11 protein-coding genes and 1 tRNA gene are annotated in these 17,217 nt (G+C 51.2%); 4 read left to right on the top strand and 8 right to left on the bottom strand.

From position 1 onward, the window contains the following. Positions 1–82: 82 nt before the first annotated feature. From SH451x_RS20750 to gnd, 7 genes are all read right to left on the bottom strand, one after another. A complete protein-coding gene (locus tag SH451x_RS20750; protein ID WP_479359032.1) occupies positions 83–1,801 on the bottom strand; it encodes a GspE/PulE family protein in 1,719 nt (572 codons plus the stop codon). A 154-nt stretch (positions 1,802–1,955) separates the two neighbouring features. Continuing rightward, entirely contained in the window at positions 1,956–3,068 is a 1,113-nt protein-coding gene (locus SH451x_RS20755) for a type IV pilus twitching motility protein PilT (RefSeq protein ID WP_479359033.1), read from the bottom strand. Positions 3,069–3,426: 358 nt separating this feature from the next. After that, complete coding sequence (locus SH451x_RS20760) at positions 3,427–5,193, bottom strand: GspE/PulE family protein (RefSeq protein ID WP_479359034.1); 1,767 nt, start codon at positions 5,191–5,193, stop codon at positions 3,427–3,429. A 231-nt stretch (positions 5,194–5,424) separates the two neighbouring features. Then, positions 5,425–6,774, bottom strand: a complete 1,350-nt coding sequence (gene mgtE / locus SH451x_RS20765; protein ID WP_479359035.1) for a magnesium transporter — start codon at positions 6,772–6,774, stop codon at positions 5,425–5,427. A 112-nt stretch (positions 6,775–6,886) separates the two neighbouring features. Continuing rightward, positions 6,887–7,960 carry a DUF3500 domain-containing protein gene (locus SH451x_RS20770; RefSeq protein WP_479359036.1) on the bottom strand — a complete coding sequence of 358 codons (1,074 nt, stop codon included), beginning with the start codon at positions 7,958–7,960 and terminating at the stop codon, positions 6,887–6,889. 264 nt (positions 7,961–8,224) lie between these two features. Further along, on the bottom strand, positions 8,225–9,676 hold the full coding sequence (zwf, locus tag SH451x_RS20775) for a glucose-6-phosphate dehydrogenase (RefSeq protein WP_479359037.1): 1,452 nt from the start codon (positions 9,674–9,676) through the stop codon (positions 8,225–8,227). Between the two features lie 73 nt (positions 9,677–9,749). Continuing rightward, the gene (gene gnd / locus SH451x_RS20780; protein ID WP_479359038.1) at positions 9,750–11,225 is read right to left on the bottom strand and encodes a decarboxylating NADP(+)-dependent phosphogluconate dehydrogenase; all 1,476 of its coding nucleotides are present in this window, start codon (positions 11,223–11,225) and stop codon (positions 9,750–9,752) included. 35 nt (positions 11,226–11,260) lie between these two features. On the opposite strand from gnd, the gene SH451x_RS20785 reads away from it, so the two are divergent. Together SH451x_RS20785 and SH451x_RS20790 are read left to right on the top strand one after the other, a co-directional pair. Continuing rightward, positions 11,261–11,491, top strand: a complete 231-nt coding sequence (locus SH451x_RS20785; RefSeq protein ID WP_479359039.1) for a hypothetical protein — start codon at positions 11,261–11,263, stop codon at positions 11,489–11,491. Between the two features lie 65 nt (positions 11,492–11,556). After that, a tRNA-Cys gene (locus SH451x_RS20790) sits at positions 11,557–11,628 on the top strand. Positions 11,629–12,234: 606 nt separating this feature from the next. Here the strand turns inward: SH451x_RS20790 and SH451x_RS20795 are convergent. Beyond that, entirely contained in the window at positions 12,235–15,684 is a 3,450-nt protein-coding gene (locus SH451x_RS20795) for a protein kinase domain-containing protein (RefSeq protein WP_479359040.1), read from the bottom strand. Positions 15,685–16,005: 321 nt separating this feature from the next. Between SH451x_RS20795 and SH451x_RS20800 the strand changes: the two genes are divergently transcribed. Together SH451x_RS20800 and SH451x_RS20805 are read left to right on the top strand one after the other, a co-directional pair. Further along, positions 16,006–16,641, top strand: a complete 636-nt coding sequence (locus tag SH451x_RS20800; protein WP_479359041.1) for an anthranilate synthase component II — start codon at positions 16,006–16,008, stop codon at positions 16,639–16,641. Continuing rightward, positions 16,638–17,213, top strand: a complete 576-nt coding sequence (locus SH451x_RS20805) for a DUF447 domain-containing protein (protein WP_479359042.1) — start codon at positions 16,638–16,640, stop codon at positions 17,211–17,213. The genes SH451x_RS20800 and SH451x_RS20805 overlap by 4 nt, the downstream gene beginning before the upstream one ends. The last annotated feature ends 4 nt before the right edge of the window (positions 17,214–17,217 follow it).

Genomic DNA, 17,217 nt, shown 5'->3' on the forward strand with positions numbered 1-17,217 from the left:
CTGCGGATATACTTGCAGGACGATGGTCTTGTTAAAAATCAGTGCTAAAAACTAAACAAAATAATAAACTAGAGTGCAAACGCTACGCGTCGTGCACCGTTTCGCGGACAACTTCATCGGCGGTCGTTACGCCCTCAAAAACAAACTTCAATCCGTAATCACGTAGTGGAATCATTCCGTACTGGGTAGCAATCGCTCGCAAGTCATCGGTAGGTGCATTTGCCATGATCAACTCACGCATTTCATCATTCATCACCATGAGTTCGAACAACCCCACGCGGCCTTTATAGCCTGTGTTGTTGCAGTTATTGCAACCGACGCCGCGATAAAACTTGTGATCACCCTCTTCACCCGGTTTGATCCCCAATTCAAGCAGCATCTCTTGCGAAACTTCCGTCTCCTCCCGGCAATTGGAACATATCCGGCGAACCAGACGTTGAGCCAAAACGGCTTCCACAGTCGCTGTTATCAAGAAGGTCGGAATCCCCATGTCCTTCAAGCGGGTAATCGTGCTCGCAGCATCGTTGGTGTGCAGCGTACTAAACACAAGGTGACCGGTGAGCGAAGCTTGAATAGCAATCTCCGCGGTCTCTAAGTCACGAATTTCACCGACTAGAATAATGTCCGGATCTTGCCGCAAGATTGCGCGCAAGCAGGCCGCAAACGTAATCCCAACATCGTGGTCGATTGGAATCTGAACAATACCGTCGATGTCGTATTCGACTGGGTCTTCGGTGGTGATCAGCTTTTCAGTAATCTCATTCAGCTCAGACAGCGCTGAGTAAAGCGTCGTCGTTTTTCCGCTGCCGGTGGGACCCGTTACTAACACGATACCGTTAGGGCGCTCCATAATCTTGCGGAACCCCTGCATCGTAACATCATCCATACCAACCTTATCAAGCGACAGCGAAACCACGCTACGATCAAGAACTCGCATAACCACACTTTCGCCAAACATTGTCGGCAAAACACTGACGCGCAAGTCAACCGGGTGACCACCCACCATCAATTCGATGCGACCGTCTTGCGGCAAGCGACGCTCGGCAATATCCAAGTTCGCCATGACTTTGATGCGCGTCGTAATCGCGAACGCAAGGTGACGAGGCGGCGGCACCATTTCGTAAAGCACACCTTCGGCCTTGATACGGATGCGGAATTCATCTTCAAACGGCTCAAAGTGAATATCGCTAGCATGGTCCTTAATCGCCAACAACAACACGAGGTTCAGCAACTTGCGAACCGGCACACTATCGGCCAACGCCTCGGCACCGTCCAAGTCAAATGGCCCATCGCCGGTCAGCGCCCGCGCTGCTTCTTCGAGCTCGACGTCATCGGCTAATGATTTGACCAGCTTCTCGACGCTCTCCGACTCCGAAGAATAGTAACGCTCAATGGCCGCGTTAATAGCTCGCTCAGTCGACACCGCCATTTCAATATCGAATCCCAAGAACGTTCGCAATTCGTCTTGGATGTTCAAGTTCTGAGGATCGCAAGTCGCAACGGTAAGTCGATTTCCATCAAACTTTACAGGCACGACACGATACAACTGTGCCATCGACTCGCTGATCTTCTCCACTAAGTCGGGCGGGAAAGTCATGCTCTCCAGCGCAACAACTTGCATATTCATCTGCTCGGCTAACGCCTGCGCAAGCTGGTCTTCATTGATGACCCCCATGTCCTCGGCAAGCTTGCCCAGCAAGATGCCAGGCTGTTGCTGCTGCTCTTCTAGCAACAACTCCAACTGCTCGTCAGTGATAAAACCAAGGTCGACAAAGATCTGACCAATGCGTCGCGAAGCCATACGTTACCTTTTGCCTAAAATTTCCTCAGATCCGGATCGAATTCATCTCTTTAGACCGCTCCGTGATCTGGCGTTATGTTCCGCCCCAATTACTTGTTACTCAATTGACCTTTTCGCTCAAACCTAAATCGGTCCCGAACGCACCAGCCAACAATCACTCCTCGTCGTCTTCAACCTCTTCGCCGTCATCCTCAACGCCACGTCGCGCATTGACGATGCGTTTGGCTAAATCATCAGGACGATGCGATTTCGAAAGCACATCCTCGACAGTGACCGACCCATCCTTCCACAGCTTGAACAACGCATCGTCCATCAACTGCATGCCAAATTTGGCACCGGTTTGAATTGCCGAACTAATACGAAACGTCTTGTTTTCGCGAATCAGGTTGGCCACCCCGGCCGTAACCACCAACACTTCATAAGCGGCACATCGCCCACCGCCAATTCGCGGCAGCAGCGTCTGAGCAACGACCCCTAACAACGACGAGCTAAGCTGAGTTCGAATCTGATCCTGTAAGTTCCCAGGGAAGGCGTCGATGATTCGATTGACCGTACCCTGAGCGCTATTGGTATGCAAAGTACCGAACACGATGTGACCGGTCTCAGCCGCACTGATCGCCGCCTGAATCGTCTCCAAGTCACGCATCTCGCCGACCAGGATGCAATCAGGATCCTGCCGCAACGCACGGCGAATCGCCTCCGCGAAACTCGGCACGTCTACGCCAACCTCACGCTGATTAATCGTCGACTTCTTGTGGTCGTGATAAAACTCGATCGGGTCTTCGATCGTGATAATATGGTGATCATGCGTTTCGTTCAAAAAGTTCACGAGGCTCGCCAGCGTCGTACTTTTGCCGGAACCAGTCGGTCCGGTCACCAGAACCAAACCACGCGGTCGCTGTACCATTTTGACTACAGCATCGGGCAGGCCTAACTGCTCTGGAGTCAGCTTGTCATTTGGAATCTGTCGCAACACCATCGAGATATTGCCGCGCTGCTTGAAAATCGAGACTCGAAAACGAGCCAAATCTCCGAACGCAAACCCAAAGTCAGAGCTTCCTGACTCCTGCAACTCTCGCTGGCAGCGTTCCGGTGCGATACTTTTCATCAACTGAACCGAATCATCCGGCTCAAGCGTCTTGGTATCCAGCTTGCGCATTCGGCCGTGCAGCCGAAATACGGGAGGCTGACCAACCACGATGTGGATATCACTTGCACCTTGTTTGATAGCCGCAGATAACAGCTTATCAATCAGAACCGTTGCCATAGGATTCCGTAACTTTATGCCAACTGCAGCACTCGCGGCTGGTTAGCCGCAACAATTAGACGTTTAAGGATGAGTAGGTAAGCGGCAGGAGTACTAACTCCAACCACTTTGTGCTGCTGCTATTCTAGTTGACTTTTTATAGATAGCCAAATATTGGCAAAGATTACGTCCTTGCAGGCAAATTTGGTAAACCGAGGCGGCATCGATTTAGTTGCAGATGCTCCGCGCAATCAGTAGCGAAATCGCGACCAGCAACCTCAGCGTCCGAATATGGCGGCATTATCGCGACCGGACTTCCTGGCAAAACTACCATAGAACGAAAGCCAGAAATCACACCCTTACGAGAAACGATCTAAAGCTAAGCTTTCGCTGCTTCCGCGTACTCCCGCACCAAGGCTTGAATCGCAATATCTTCTTGCTCCGTCCTTTTCGCAGTCTTGTAAACCTCATCCATCGTCGTAATTCCCGCCAAGACTTTGCGGATACCATCGCAGTAAAGCGTTGTCATGCCGCCCTTTATGGCTTCCGATCGCAGTTCGGCACTCGACACGCCGCGGAACATCATGTCGCGAATTCGGTTGTTCACCACCATCAGTTCGTAAATACCAAGCCGCCCACGATACCCACGCTTCTGGCAGTAAGAACAGCCCTTTCCACGGGCAAACTTCCCATCCTTGGCTAACGACTCAGGAATGCCTGCTTCTTCTAGCTGGACGGCAGTCGGCTTGTATTCCACCTTGCAACGAGTGCAAATCTTACGAACCAACCGCTGCGCCAAAACGGCAATAACGCTACTTGCGACCATGTACGCGGGCACCCCCATGTCCGTCATGCGAGTTACGGCACTGGGCGCATCGTTCGTATGCAGAGTACTGAAAACCAAGTGTCCAGTAAGACTTGCCTGGATACCCATCTGAGCCGTCTCTGTATCACGCATTTCACCCACCAAGATCACGTTCGGAGCTTGACGGAGCATTGCGCGAATAATGCGAGCAAAATCGAGCCCGATGTTGTGACGCACTTCGACTTGGTTAATTCCAGGCAGGTAGTACTCAACGGGATCTTCGGCCGTGATGATCTTACGGTCAGGCCGATTGAGAGCATTTAGAGCGGCATAAAGAGTCGTCGTTTTCCCGGAACCCGTTGGTCCAGTCACCAGCAGAATGCCGTTTGGACGTCGGATCAAACTAGTGAAGATCTTGAAATCCCGCTCGCCTAAGCCAAGCTGCTTGACCCCAACTTTGATGTTGTCCTTATCCAATACACGCATAACTGCCGACTGGCCGTGGTTTGTCGGGATGATGCTGACTCGCAAATCGAGCTCTTTTTCGCCGACAGTAATCTTGATACGACCGTCTTGAGCCCTGCGGCGTTCCGCAATATCCATTTTCGCCAGGATCTTGATGCGGGACATAATGGCCCCCAACAAGCGGCGTGGCGGACTGTCGCGCTCTACCAAGGAGCCGTCAATTCGATAACGGATACGGACACGCTCTTCAAACGGCTCGACGTGAATATCAGACGCCCGAAGCTGCACAGCTTCTTGAATCATATAGTGTACAAGACGTACCACTGGGGCACTGTCCTGGTCAAAATGCTCGTCCTGCGAAAGCTTGTCTTCTTCCGTTTCGGTAAAATCGATTTGCGTATCGGTAAATTCTTGCAACATCGAGTCAGCCGATTCACCTTCGGTCTGACCATAATACCGGTTGATCGCTTCTTGAATCTGCTCCTTGGACGCCAGAGCCGTGTCGACTTTACGGTTCAGAATAAACCGCAGGCGCTCAATCGTCTCGATGTCGAACGGATCGGACACCAGGACGCGGATGGTATCATCCTCTTCATCGAAGGGAATAATCTTGTTTTCGCGGGCGACAGACTCAGGAACCAACTGAATAACGGCATCGTTGATTTTGGTATCTGTCAGATCGACGTACTCAAAGTGATGGAATTCCGCGAGCGTTTTGGTGACTTCTTCGTCCGATGCATAGCCAAGCTCGACCAGAAAATCGCCAACCGGGCGATCTTCGCGGTTGGCCATTTTCTCCGCTTCCTGCAGTTGCTCTTTCGAGATGATTCCACGTGCGATTAGCAGGCCAGTGTAATCTTGCATCGCCTTGGTCATTGCTAGTACCTATCTGAAGAGGAGATTTTGAGCCGTCAATTGCATCCGAACCGTGATCAATTATAACGCCGGTATTGGCAAGAACAGCGAATCTACCGCCAGTCGATTTGAATACCTCAAACTTATCACGCCAAACCAGTATATCTCAACCCGGCGGATCTTTTCAAAACCGATGCCGAAAAATTATTTCAGGACATAAAAAGGGGTTGCGAGACGGCCAAATAGCACTCCCTACTCCAGAATCAGCATGGCGACATTCAAGTAAATGAGAATTCCGAGAATATCAATAATCCCCGCCACAAAAGGATTGCTCATCAACGCAGGATCCAGTCCAAGCCGTTTAAAGATCAACGGCAGAATCGATCCGATACTGGTTCCGGCAATAACGACGCTAAGAATCGTTATGGGAATCACCAGTGCGGCATAGGCCGACGGAGCCATGAAAATCGCGGTAATGTAGCCAATCGCGGCCATAAAACCGCCCAACAATAACCCCATGACGACTTCACGCTTGAGTATTACCCACCAGTCGTCCAGCGCTACATCTTTTGTTGCCAGGGCCGTTATCACTAGCGTCGAGGATTGACTACCACTGTTTCCACCACTGCTGATGATCAACGGAATAAACGCGATCAGCCACGTAAAGGTTGCCAGTTTTTCGTCGTAGTGATCCAATGCAAACGCCGTCAGCAACGCAAAAAAGAAGAGTAGCGTCAACCACATTCCTCGTTTCCAAGACAAGGTTAACACGTCGGTTCGCATGTACGAATCGGGTAGGGGCTCGACAGCTGCCGCGCGTTGCAAGTCTCCGGCCGCCTCCTCATGGATCACGTCGATAATATCGTCATGCGTGATAATACCCAACAAATGCCGATGATCATCCACAACCGGGATCGCCAACAGATTGTAGTGCGCTACTTTTTGCGCAACCTCCGACTGATCGTCTTGCGCGTTGACGCACACCAAATCCGTTTCCATTAGATCAGACAGCTTCGTATCTTGTCGGCCAATCGCTGATAGTAGCGCCCGCGCACTTACGATCCCGCGCAAATGATTCGACTCGTCGACAACGAAAAGGTAGTAAACTGTTTCGAAGCTTTCCGATTCGCGACTCAACTGCTCCAGCGCCTGCCGCACTGTCAGATGCTCTGGCAACTGCGCGGCCTCTGTGGTCATCAGTGCTCCGGCTGTCCCCTCTTCGTAAGTCTGAAGCCTCCGGATATCGCGTCGATCAGCGGAAGGCATCAACGCCAGGATGGCATCAACTCGATCGACCGGTATCTCCTGCACCAAGTCTACGACGTCGTCAGCCGCCAAACAGGCAAACAATTGTGCAACTTCCTCTTCGCTCTGCTCATTGACCAGCCTGACTTGCCGGTCCCATTCGAAGTAACTGAAGATCTCCGCTCGTAAGCTAGGTTCCGCGTGCTGCAAAACTTGCCAAAGCTCGCGATCTTCCAGCCCTTCCATGAACTCCGCAGTCCGCGCTGGATGCAGCGCAGTACAAAACTCGTTCAGTTCGAACGAGTTCGCTTCGGCCAGCATTTCACGGAGCTCGGGCAGGAAGAGCGTATTTACCATGCGGTTTGACTTCTAAGGGCGCAAAATAAAATCGCACGGCGTGGGAACCAAGCCGTGCGGTGATGTACAAAGAAAATTGCATTCCGTATTGCAACAGAACGCGGTGAAAAAACTATTTGCTTTTCGATTCGCGCGGCAGATAAAAATCGCCGTCAGCGTCACGCCACACACAATGGATGTGATTGGCGGGATTCCCAGCCGCGTCCGCTTGCGTGTTAACAAACTCGACAAGAAAGGAAGGACCTTGGATAACATAGTAATGCCCGATTCCCGGCTGTTTGGCTCCCAACCAAGCGAAGTGCACCTTATCCCATCCATCCGATTCAATCTTTTCCCATCGGTGTGCAGCGACGTCGTCTAACATGCTTTCGGTGTAAGTCGTGACCAGATTGCGTAACAACGCATTTTGCTTTTCCGTCAGCTGTGAAGTTGAGATTCCTTTCGCTTCTCCTATTTCCGCGTGCGGACGATCGATTGATAGGATTTCCGCTGGCGGCTCATCGGCGACTACAGCTTTAGCCGCTTGGTCTGCATCAAAGCTCTCCAATAGGTCGAATGCAAGTTGCTCTTCTTTGTGAAGAACTCGCATGCCTTTCTGGAATTTGTCGGAGTAGTCTGCTTTTAAAGTTGCAGGGTTGGTCGCGAAAAATTGCGGCGTAGATTCGACTACCTTGCCGGACTCGATAACAAAATTCAGGGACAGATGGTGACCTTCGATGCTAACACCCCACTTTTCGTTGGAAGGCTGACCGTAGACCGTAAAGTAATACTTGCTCGGATCGCGGCGTTCGTGGCTATCCGGGCCTTCCAGGATTCGCAACAGTCCTTCCATCGACATGATCGTGGTGGCTTTTTCATACCCCAGCGAGCTAACAATCGACTGAAACAAACCATGAGCAGCTTCGCGCTGCGCGTCGTTCATCTCTCGCAGCGGCAGGCCTTTTCGAGTTGGCAGTGGTATGAACTTCCACTCGGTTCGCTGCGGAGCGTCATAGCTCAGCACTGCTTTTGATAAAGCATCACCGGAAAGGGTAGCGAGAAAGCGTTGCGCCGCTTGATCAATACTGACTTGTGTAGACGGCGATTTATCTTGGGCGTGCTGCAGTTGCTGGGGTTGCAGGACAACGGCAGCAGCGATTAGGCCACAGCCAGCAACAAGGAGCGTCAGAGAGGATAGACTTCGCATGGGGTTCTCTCAAAAGGCGGGAGGTAATGGCGGGGCCCAAAAGGGCAGGGCCCCACACGATGTGAATGCAAAGCGGCATCAAAACTTCTGTATAAATTTCGTAGCAACGCGAACGATAATCTCAGTTATCCGTCTACCGCTGCAAGCGAATTAGATGCGAGCCGCTAACGCAGAAAATTCAGCTCCCTAGATCTTACTACAGGAGCCCTATTCGTCCAACACACAACCGAGCTCGGGCTCGAATAGTTCGCAATTTCTGCCAGATTACTGGATCAGCGGGCAAACATCGAACCACTGCCGACCATGTTCATACATCCACTCGGTACAGCGATCGGGCCCCCAAAAGTTGGGTTCGTAGAGGTGCAACGTCGGTGCCGCGGGACTTCGCCAAGCTCCAATAATGGGGTCGATGATTTGCCACGCTTGCTCAACTTCGTCACTTCGAGCAAAAAGACTGGCATCACCCAACAAAGCATCTTGCAGCAATCGCTGATAAGCGTCTGGCATCTCTTCCCCCCGCGCGTCAAAGCGGAAGTCGAGTTCGCTCATTCGCATCCTCATTTCCTCGTCGGGTACTTTGCTCTGGAAATGCAACTGCAGGCCTTCGGCGGGCTGGATCTGGATAACCAGACGATTCGCTTCTGGCGTGTACGACTTGCGTTCGCCAAACATAACATGCGGCGCTTCGCGAAACTGAATCACAATCTGCGTAGTTCGGCAGCTCATCGCCTTTCCGCTTCGTAGATAAAACGGTACACCTTTCCAACGCCAGTTGTCGATTTGAAGCTTCAGCGCAACAAACGTTTCCGTCTGGCTGTTATCAGGCACGCCTTCTTCGGCGGTATAACCAATGTATTGGCCGCGAATGCCACACTCGGCAAAATCACTTCCTTTAAACCGACGGACCGCCTGCAGAACTTTCACCTTTTCGTCACGAACCATGTCAGCATCAAAACGCACCGGTGGCTCCATCGCAGTGATCATCATCAACTGCAACAAGTGATTCTGAAACATGTCACGTAGGATTCCAGCCTTATCGTAGTAGTCACCGCGACGTCCGACGGCCACTTCTTCCGCACAGGTGATCTGTACGTGCTCGATATAGTTGCGATTCCATAACGGCTCAAAAATTGTGTTGCCAAAACGTAGCACCAATAAGTTCTGAACTGTCTCTTTGCCCAGGTAGTGATCGATGCGATAGATTTGATCTTCGCGAAACACGCGATGTACTGCATCGTTTAAATGGTGCGCCGTGGCAAGATCGGTACCGAAAGGTTTTTCGATTACTGCGCGGCGTTTGCCATGAGATTCATCTGCAAGCCCGCTCGCTCCCAACTGCGCAATCGCAGGCTCATACAACTGGGGCATAGTAGACAAATAGTAGACGCGGTCAGTTTTATGACCACCTTCAACTTCATTTAAAAATCGGCCCAACTCATCAAAATCTTCTTTGACGGAAATATCACCCGGGTGATAGTAGATGTTCTTTGCAAATTCAGTCCAACATTCCTCGTTGAATTCTTTCTTAGCGAACTTGGCCGTGGTTTCGCGAAGCTCTTCACGCCAGGTTTCGCTTGAGAATTTACTGCGTGCGACTCCTACGATGCGAGTCGGCGTTGGCAATCGCTTGCGCTGAAACAGCCGGAATAGTGCGGGAATGAGCTTGCGGCTTGTCAGATCACCGCTAGCTCCAAAAATCACCATTGTATGCGACATAAATCGTCAATCCATTATTTCTATTGAAAACACTCACACCGAGTACGACAGATGCCGCCTTTACAATATTGAACTATTCAGGCTTCTTTCTCAAGTCCAGCCATTCGCTATGGAATGTGCCGGGCATATCAAGTCGTTGATAGGTGTGCGCACCAAAATAATCGCGCTGAGCCTGCAGTAAGTTCGCGGGCAGTCGCTCAAGGCGATAGCTATCGTAGTAAGCTAGTGCCGTCGAAAACGCAGGAGCGGGAATGCCGAGATGGGTCGCTGCCATCACAACCGACCGCCAAGCGGATTGAGCGTTCTCAATCGCTTGTTGAAAGAACGGATAAAGCAACAAGTTCTCGAGATTGGGTTGTTCGTCAAACGCTTCCTTGATGCGATCCAAGAACTGTGCGCGGATAATGCAACCGCCACGCCACAACAACGCACAGTCTCCGTAATTCAAGTTCCAGTCATACTCACGACTGGCTTCCTGCAATTGAACGAAGCCTTGTGCATACGAGCAAATTTTGGATGCGTACAGCGCTTGCCGAACGGCTTCAACAAAATTCTTCTTGTCGCCGACCATGTCCCGAATCGACTTGTCGATCGCACCGAGTGCCGCAGTATCTGGGGCAGCCAGAATTTTTGATGCTCGAGTTCGCGCTTCTTTAATCGCTGATAGACTGCGAGCGAATACTGCAGCGGTCACGAGAGTGCTTGGTACGCCAAGATCAAGAGCCAGTTGGCTCATCCATTTTCCTGTCCCCTTGGCACCGGCAACGTCAACGATCTTGTCGACCAAGTATCCTTCTTTGCCTTGATCGTCCTTTGCACTAAAAATATCGCGGGTGATCTCAATCAAATAGCTCTGCAGATCGCCTTTGTTCCATTCCTTAAAGACGTCGTAAAGCTCTGCGTTGTCCAGACCACCCGCTTCCTTGAGCAGATGGTACGCTTCGCAGATCAACTGCATATCGCCATACTCGATTCCGTTGTGAACCATCTTTACGTAGTGACCGGCGCCACGGGGCCCAACCCATTCACAACAAGGAATGTCGTTCTTTGGCCCGACCTTGGCAGCGATCGACTGAAAGATTGGCTTAATCGTTGGCCATGCGGAGGCAGAGCCACCTGGCATTAGACTAGGGCCTTTCAACGCCCCCTCTTCGCCACCGGAGACGCCGCTCCCGACAAACTGCACTCCCTTGCTTTCTACATACTTGGTACGGCGTTCCGTGTCGGCAAAATGTGTGTTACCACCGTCAACGATAATGTCACCCGGTTCAAGGTGTGGCAGTAGTTGTTCGATCAAATCGTCCACTGCCGAACCTGCTTTCACCAACATCATCACCAAACGCGGACGTTTTAGCGAACCAACGAATTCCTCAATGGTATGGGCGCCAAAAAAGTTTTTACCCTTGGCGCGTCCATTTATCAGTGCGTCAACCTTATCTGTCGTACGATTGAAGACAGCAACGTTGTAGCCGCGGCTCTCCACATTCAGAGCGAGATTCTCACCCATGACAGCTAAACCAATCAGACCAAAATCGCACTGCTTACTCATCGTGATAGACTATAAAAAAGAGGGACTGAGCAAAGATGAAGACGTTTGTAGGGCGTTTAAGCGCTCCGAGGCCGCTAGACTTCGCTTCATTGAAATTTGAGTTGGATTCTAACTCGCACGAGAAATATCGCAATCCGCCAAAAGCAGCACATTTCCATGACCGGCGACGCACGCCGCCACGCGAAATTGGTGGGAAAATCGCAATGTGCGCTTCAAATGGCAGCGACGGAACGCTTGAGCTTGACTTACGTGGCTGGAATCATTAAAAACCAACGCTTCAAGGATAGGCGACATTGCAGGTTAGATAATTTGCAACGCCATTCCATGAAAGGGCGCCGTAGCCAAGTGGCTAAGGCAGCGGATTGCAAATCCGCCATCATGGGTTCGACTCCCATCGGCGCCTTTTTCTCTTTTGCCCTTTGAATTCATTGGCAAATCTGTGCGATTTCCAGCGTTTACTTGGCTTTCTTGTCGCCCAAGCATCCGCTGCTCTGTTTTCTGTTTCTAGCAACCAATCGCCCTCTGACTGCTACTGCATGTGCTGTTATCGGAAAGAGAACAAGCGCATCGAAGCTGGCTTCGCCTAGAAGCCGGTTGCACAACCGGAAACGCACCCCGCGGCCGCGGCACTGCTGGACAAGCCAGCAGTGGCACACCGTTTTCAGGAATCGAAGCGAGTTCAGATAGCTCCATCGTTTCAGGAATCGCACCGAGCTTCAACCGCGTTCTGGCGAACGCAGCTACGCTGGAGAGGGCAAGCGCATCGTAGCTGGCTTGGCCAGGAGGCCGGTTGCGTAACCGGAAACGCACCCCGCGGCCGCGGCACTGCTGGGCAAGCCAGCAGTGGCACCCGTTTTCAGGAATCGAAGCGAGTTCAGATAGCTCCTTCGTTTCAGGAATCGCACCATAATTCAACCGCGTTCTGGCGAACGCAGCTACGCGAGATTGAGTTTGCAGGCAAACCCAATCCCCCCGTCGTCAACCGTCGGTACATCGGAACCCGCCAATACTAGCGTTGGGGGGCCTTGGATACGGCGAAACGCTCGTAGTGAGTCACAAAAGGCGAGGTAGGGTACTTACCCAGTAAAGCACAGAACGCGTCGTCACTAAAGACAAGTTTCTTAACGCTCATCGATTGTTCGGAATAGTCTCGGAACACGCCAAGATCGCTCCAAGTAGCAATATCCCAAATCTGAATCACTCCATTGACATCCCCAGTGAAGAATGACTTTTGGTCAGGACTGATAACGACCGATGTAATCGCAGATCGATGACTACCACTTACAGAAATTCTCTCCATTTCAGGCAGTTTATAGACTCGCAAATGTCCGTCATCGTGTCCTGTAATCAAAGTGTTCGTTTTTTGCATAAGGCAACTACTGCGAGCTGATTGACCAGTCGTTCGCTGCTCTAAAATTTTTCCGGTCTGCGTATCAAGCGCGAACAGCTGTCCAAAATCTCCGCAAATAACGACAACTTGACCAGTGCGGTCAAACTGCAAGTCGAAAGGTTCACCTGGCGTCTCGAAACAAACAGGCAGTTGGATCTTTGGATTCTCAAGCGACCAAATCCATACAAAATTCGAGTCGGCTCCCGCAGCGAGAAAGCGTCCGTCGCTTGAAAACTGGACACAATTGATCATCCCGCCAGAGTCGAATTCGTCATCAAATGGAAGCTCCTGGAAGCCTTCTGCCGGTTTGCTCAAAAGCACGCGTCCATCGGTTGTTCCGATCGCCAGAGCATCAAGAAACATGGAGTACGCAAATGAACTGCAGTCTGTTTCGCGCGGTAGCTCGGGATTGACGGGAACAATCAACGGTTCTCCGCCGATTTTTTTCGATAGCCCCAACACAGTCGATGCGCCCGGAGTATAAAGCAAGAGCTCGGTCTTAGGGGTCAGCCGACCAATTAGGTCAAACGACGCATGAGAATACAACAATTCGCTACGGGTTAGTTCTCCAGGACACTTGCCAAAGCAATCCAAAGTACGGACAAGATAAGGCCCTTTTTCGACTTCCTGTATAGACAACCCAATGCTCTGCGAATGCAGTTCGGTACATAATATACGCCCGCCTTCACTCAGACTTACAACGGAATCTGAGGTAGGCATAACAATGGTATGTATACTCGTATCATCGACGGCAGTCGCTCGCAAAATTCGCGAAAAGGTTGGTGCAACTCCCGTCCATTCGCCAGAAGAAGACGTCCGCAACGACCGGATATCGTAGACGGCGACAGAACCGTCGATTAACCCACAACACAGACGATCCGCGTCCGGTCCGAAGGCGACAGAGCAGGCGGGTGCATTTAACAAATCTAGTGGCACTATCGATTCCGATGCATTGCCAACGCGCTGCAAGTAGACGCTAGATTCGTGCGGTATGATATACGCAAGCCACTGCCCGTCCTCCGATACAGCGTACTGTTGTGGGTCGGAGTGTGTGCTAGTTTGCGTCACCGATTCACCGTCGCTCCACCGAACTGCCGTAATCCCGCCAGTCCCCGTGTCGACCAAAAACGTGTCGCGAGTGTTTGCTTGACTGAGAGCAAAATCAGTCGTCTTCACGGTCATCCTTCGCTTGACGGAGAAATTGTCCGAGCCTATGCCAATTATTCCGATCTCCGCTCCCGCCCCATATGCAACGTGCTGGCCGTCACTTGCGATCAGCGTTCGCGAGACTGGCTCTGCAATTCCCGTCAGTTTGCCGATCTGTTTCCAAGTTGAAATTTCTCGAACTTCGATAAAGTATGTTCTCGATTTTCGATCAAAAACCCCCAAGGCTATCAGGTCATATGCGCTCAATATTGCGATCGACGTAACTTCATACTCGTTGCCTCCAAGCGTATACCATGTGGCGTCCTCAGGATTCGAAAATGGCCAAACGGTGATCTCGCCGCGTTGTGTCCCCGCAGCAATCGTATTGTTCGACCGATCGATAGCCATAGCACGAAAGTTGTTCTTCCCAGCGAACAATTGACTAATTCCGGCCGTCGCAGCAGATCCTAACAGACGCACATCGGACCGATCGAGGTAAGTTCCGTCGTCATACATTGCCACAGAAGCAAGCTTTTGTTGAGCAATCCTGGGTCGCAGTTTTTGCCAATGCCCAAGTGCTTCGCGAAAATCTGACAAAAACGCATGCTGGACTGCCAAGCGGTTGCTCGCGAGTGCCTCGTCTCGCTGCTTCCTGGCCTCTACCGCCATGATTTCGTTCGCCTTGGCCAGCGTCTCGGCATTTTGACGCTGTGCATCATTATTCTTCAATGCATCGGCAAGTGCGTGGCTTTTGTCACGAATCTGATTATTCATAGCCGCGAGGAAGACAGTACTCGCCATAAGTATGAACAGTATCGCGCACACTAGGCCCGATATAATTGGTGTCGCAGCAACCAATCGATAGGCCCGCTCTACCGGCCCTCTCTTACGAGCAGTTACTGGCAATCCATGTTGCCACTGTGACAGATCAAAGATCAAATCTCGAGCAGACTGATAACGCCTGGCAGGGCAACGGTCGAGAAGCTTGACGCAAATAGCCTCCAGATCTCTATCAATCTGCGGCACGTACTTTCGTGGCGAAAAGCAATTGTGATAGGCCTTGTATTCAATTATCCGCTGCTTGTCACGAACGCCAAAGGGAAACTGAAGCGTCAGCATGCGGAAGAGAATAGTCCCCAACGAGTACAAGTCGCTCGATTCAGTGACTTCGCCCAGCGTTATGTCCATTTGTTCTGGAGCCATATACTCCAGAGTTCCAACGATCGCATCCCCATCATCTTCGACTTCGTCCATTTCACGCACCAGGCCAAAGTCAGTCAGCCGGGGCACAAACGGTAATACACCCGTCGAATCCTTCATATTCATCAAGATGATGTTGTTCGGTTTGACATCTCGATGCAGCAGTCGACGCTGATGAGCATGTAGCAACGCCTCCGCCAATTGCCTAACAATCGCAACGGCCAAGTTCGGCTCGACGATCGTATTGCGAGCAGTCAGCCAACGTCCCAAGGTTTGACCGGGGCAATACTCGCTCACCAAGTAGAGGTGCGGTCCGTCCTGCCCCGTCTCGTAGACTGGAACTATATTCGGATGCCCTAGTCTGGCTGCCGCTCGTCCCTCTTTTAGCAGTCGGCTTCGCATCGAAAATGATGCGTCGCTGCGTTGATGCGCGATCTTGATTGCCACATCTCGTTTCAGCAGAGGGTCATAGCCGCGGTAAACCGTACCGAATCCGCCGCTACCGATTTTACAATTGATATGGTATCGCCCGATCATGTCGGGCATTTGGCCATCCAAAGAGTGTTTGTCTACGGACCCAACTTCAAATTGGGAATCGTTGGCCGCGTTCGGATTGCATTCCCACAGGGGCTTGGTATCACAAAGATCTTCATCGAAGTGGTCGATTGAATCAAAGATTTGTGTGTACTGTAGGTCGAAGGTTTCGATTTTTTTGGAGCTCATGCTGGTCGAACCTTCAGGATTTCTGGATCCGCTCGCCTAGGATCCAAGAATTCTAATTCTCATGCTGGTAATGAACTGGCTACGGAACGAATATAGAGGCGCATTTGTCCGCTAAATTGACTCAAAAATCGCAACAAACCCATAAAATTTAGTCCCGCGGCCCGCCCGGTCGCTTCGACTGCTAATAGAAACCCTCATAATCGTACTTCGACTCGATCAAAATTCGTTAAATAGGCATCTCAGCATTTCGATCTTCGCAACCCTTCCCCCCGTCAGCCGACGCTTATGGAGCAAATCGGGACCATTACACCTTAATTTACTATGATCCTCTTGCTCGACAATTACGACAGTTTTGTATTTAATCTTGACCGTTATCTTCAGCAACTGGGGCACGAAACGCTGGTCGTTCGCAGCGATGCGATTGGAGTCGACACCATTGAGAGAACGGAATTTGACGCAATTGTCATTTCCCCTGGTCCAAAATCGCCCGACCAAGCAGGTTGTTCTTTAGAAGTAGTCCGCCGCATGCATCGTCGGACTCCTATTTTAGGAGTTTGCCTGGGACATCAGTGCATCGCACAGGCCTTCGGGGCCACGATAATTCGTAGCACGGTGCCTATGCACGGTCGCGCAAGCTCCATCCGCCACGACCAACAAGGCATTTTTGAAGGTATCCCGTCTCCTTGCAGCGTGGCACGCTATCACTCTCTTATTGCCTGCTCCTCCAGCTTTCCCGATACCCTCAAAATTCAAGCCAATTGCGATGATCGCTTAATCATGGCGTTTAGGCATCGTCAATATCCTGTCTTCGGCCTTCAATTTCATCCAGAATCGGTCCTAACAGAATACGGTTATCGAATGTTGGCCAATTTTCTGAAGCACGCAGGGCTCGCGAGCTCTACCGTTGCTCCAGGTCCAGGGGCCGATGTAAAACAGAACTGGTCTGAATTCCAATGATCCTCGAAGCGATTATTACCACCGAAAACGAAGATGGAAGCCAACATCTCTCTGCGATCGGACCGCATGTGAACGCCTCGCTTACAAATTGGACGTTGAAGCCGTTTAATACTTCGAAAACGTTTGCGAATCTCAGACGAGCGAACCGTTGCGTGGTTCATACTTCGGACGACGTTGGCCTGCTCGTGGCCAGTGTCACCGGTCGAACGGGCGACATTCCTGTAATATTTGCTCCCGATTGTGGCTATATTATTAGTGACGCCTGCAGTTTTTACGCGCTTTCGCTACACGACTGGGAAGTTTGTCAACCGCGGAGCAGCGTGTCTGGCCGCGTGACTAAACACCAGGAACTGCGGCGTTTCTTTGGCTGGAACCGAGCCAAACATGCCATCCTAGAACTTGCGATTTCGGCCACTAGAATCGACCTACTTGCTGAAAAAACAATACTGGAACAAATGGAATGTGCCAAACTAATGGTCGACAAAACTGGCGGGGAGCAAGAGGCCTCCGCACTGCAGCAGTTGAAAGATTTTATGCATCAACGCCTGGATACATTGCGGCACAAGAGTTAGATTT

It is taken from the genome of Njordella aestuarii (genome assembly GCF_056494165.1).

Bases quoted from the DNA above. Each gene is read 5' to 3' on its own strand.
- SH451x_RS20760 (WP_479359034.1), bottom strand. From the start codon at position 5,193: ATGACCAAGGCGATGCAAGATTACACTGGCCTGCTAATCGCACGTGGA.
- SH451x_RS20800 (WP_479359041.1), top strand. From the start codon at position 16,006: ATGATCCTCTTGCTCGACAATTACGACAGTTTTGTATTTAATCTTGAC.
- zwf (WP_479359037.1), bottom strand. From the start codon at position 9,676: ATGTCGCATACAATGGTGATTTTTGGAGCTAGCGGTGATCTGACAAGC.
- SH451x_RS20805 (WP_479359042.1), top strand. From the start codon at position 16,638: ATGATCCTCGAAGCGATTATTACCACCGAAAACGAAGATGGAAGCCAA.
- gnd (WP_479359038.1), bottom strand. From the start codon at position 11,225: ATGAGTAAGCAGTGCGATTTTGGTCTGATTGGTTTAGCTGTCATGGGT.
- SH451x_RS20785 (WP_479359039.1), top strand. From the start codon at position 11,261: ATGAAGACGTTTGTAGGGCGTTTAAGCGCTCCGAGGCCGCTAGACTTC.
- SH451x_RS20750 (WP_479359032.1), bottom strand. From the start codon at position 1,801: ATGGCTTCGCGACGCATTGGTCAGATCTTTGTCGACCTTGGTTTTATC.
- SH451x_RS20795 (WP_479359040.1), bottom strand. From the start codon at position 15,684: ATGAGCTCCAAAAAAATCGAAACCTTCGACCTACAGTACACACAAATC.
- mgtE (WP_479359035.1), bottom strand. From the start codon at position 6,774: ATGGTAAATACGCTCTTCCTGCCCGAGCTCCGTGAAATGCTGGCCGAA.
- SH451x_RS20770 (WP_479359036.1), bottom strand. From the start codon at position 7,960: ATGCGAAGTCTATCCTCTCTGACGCTCCTTGTTGCTGGCTGTGGCCTA.
- SH451x_RS20755 (WP_479359033.1), bottom strand. From the start codon at position 3,068: ATGGCAACGGTTCTGATTGATAAGCTGTTATCTGCGGCTATCAAACAA.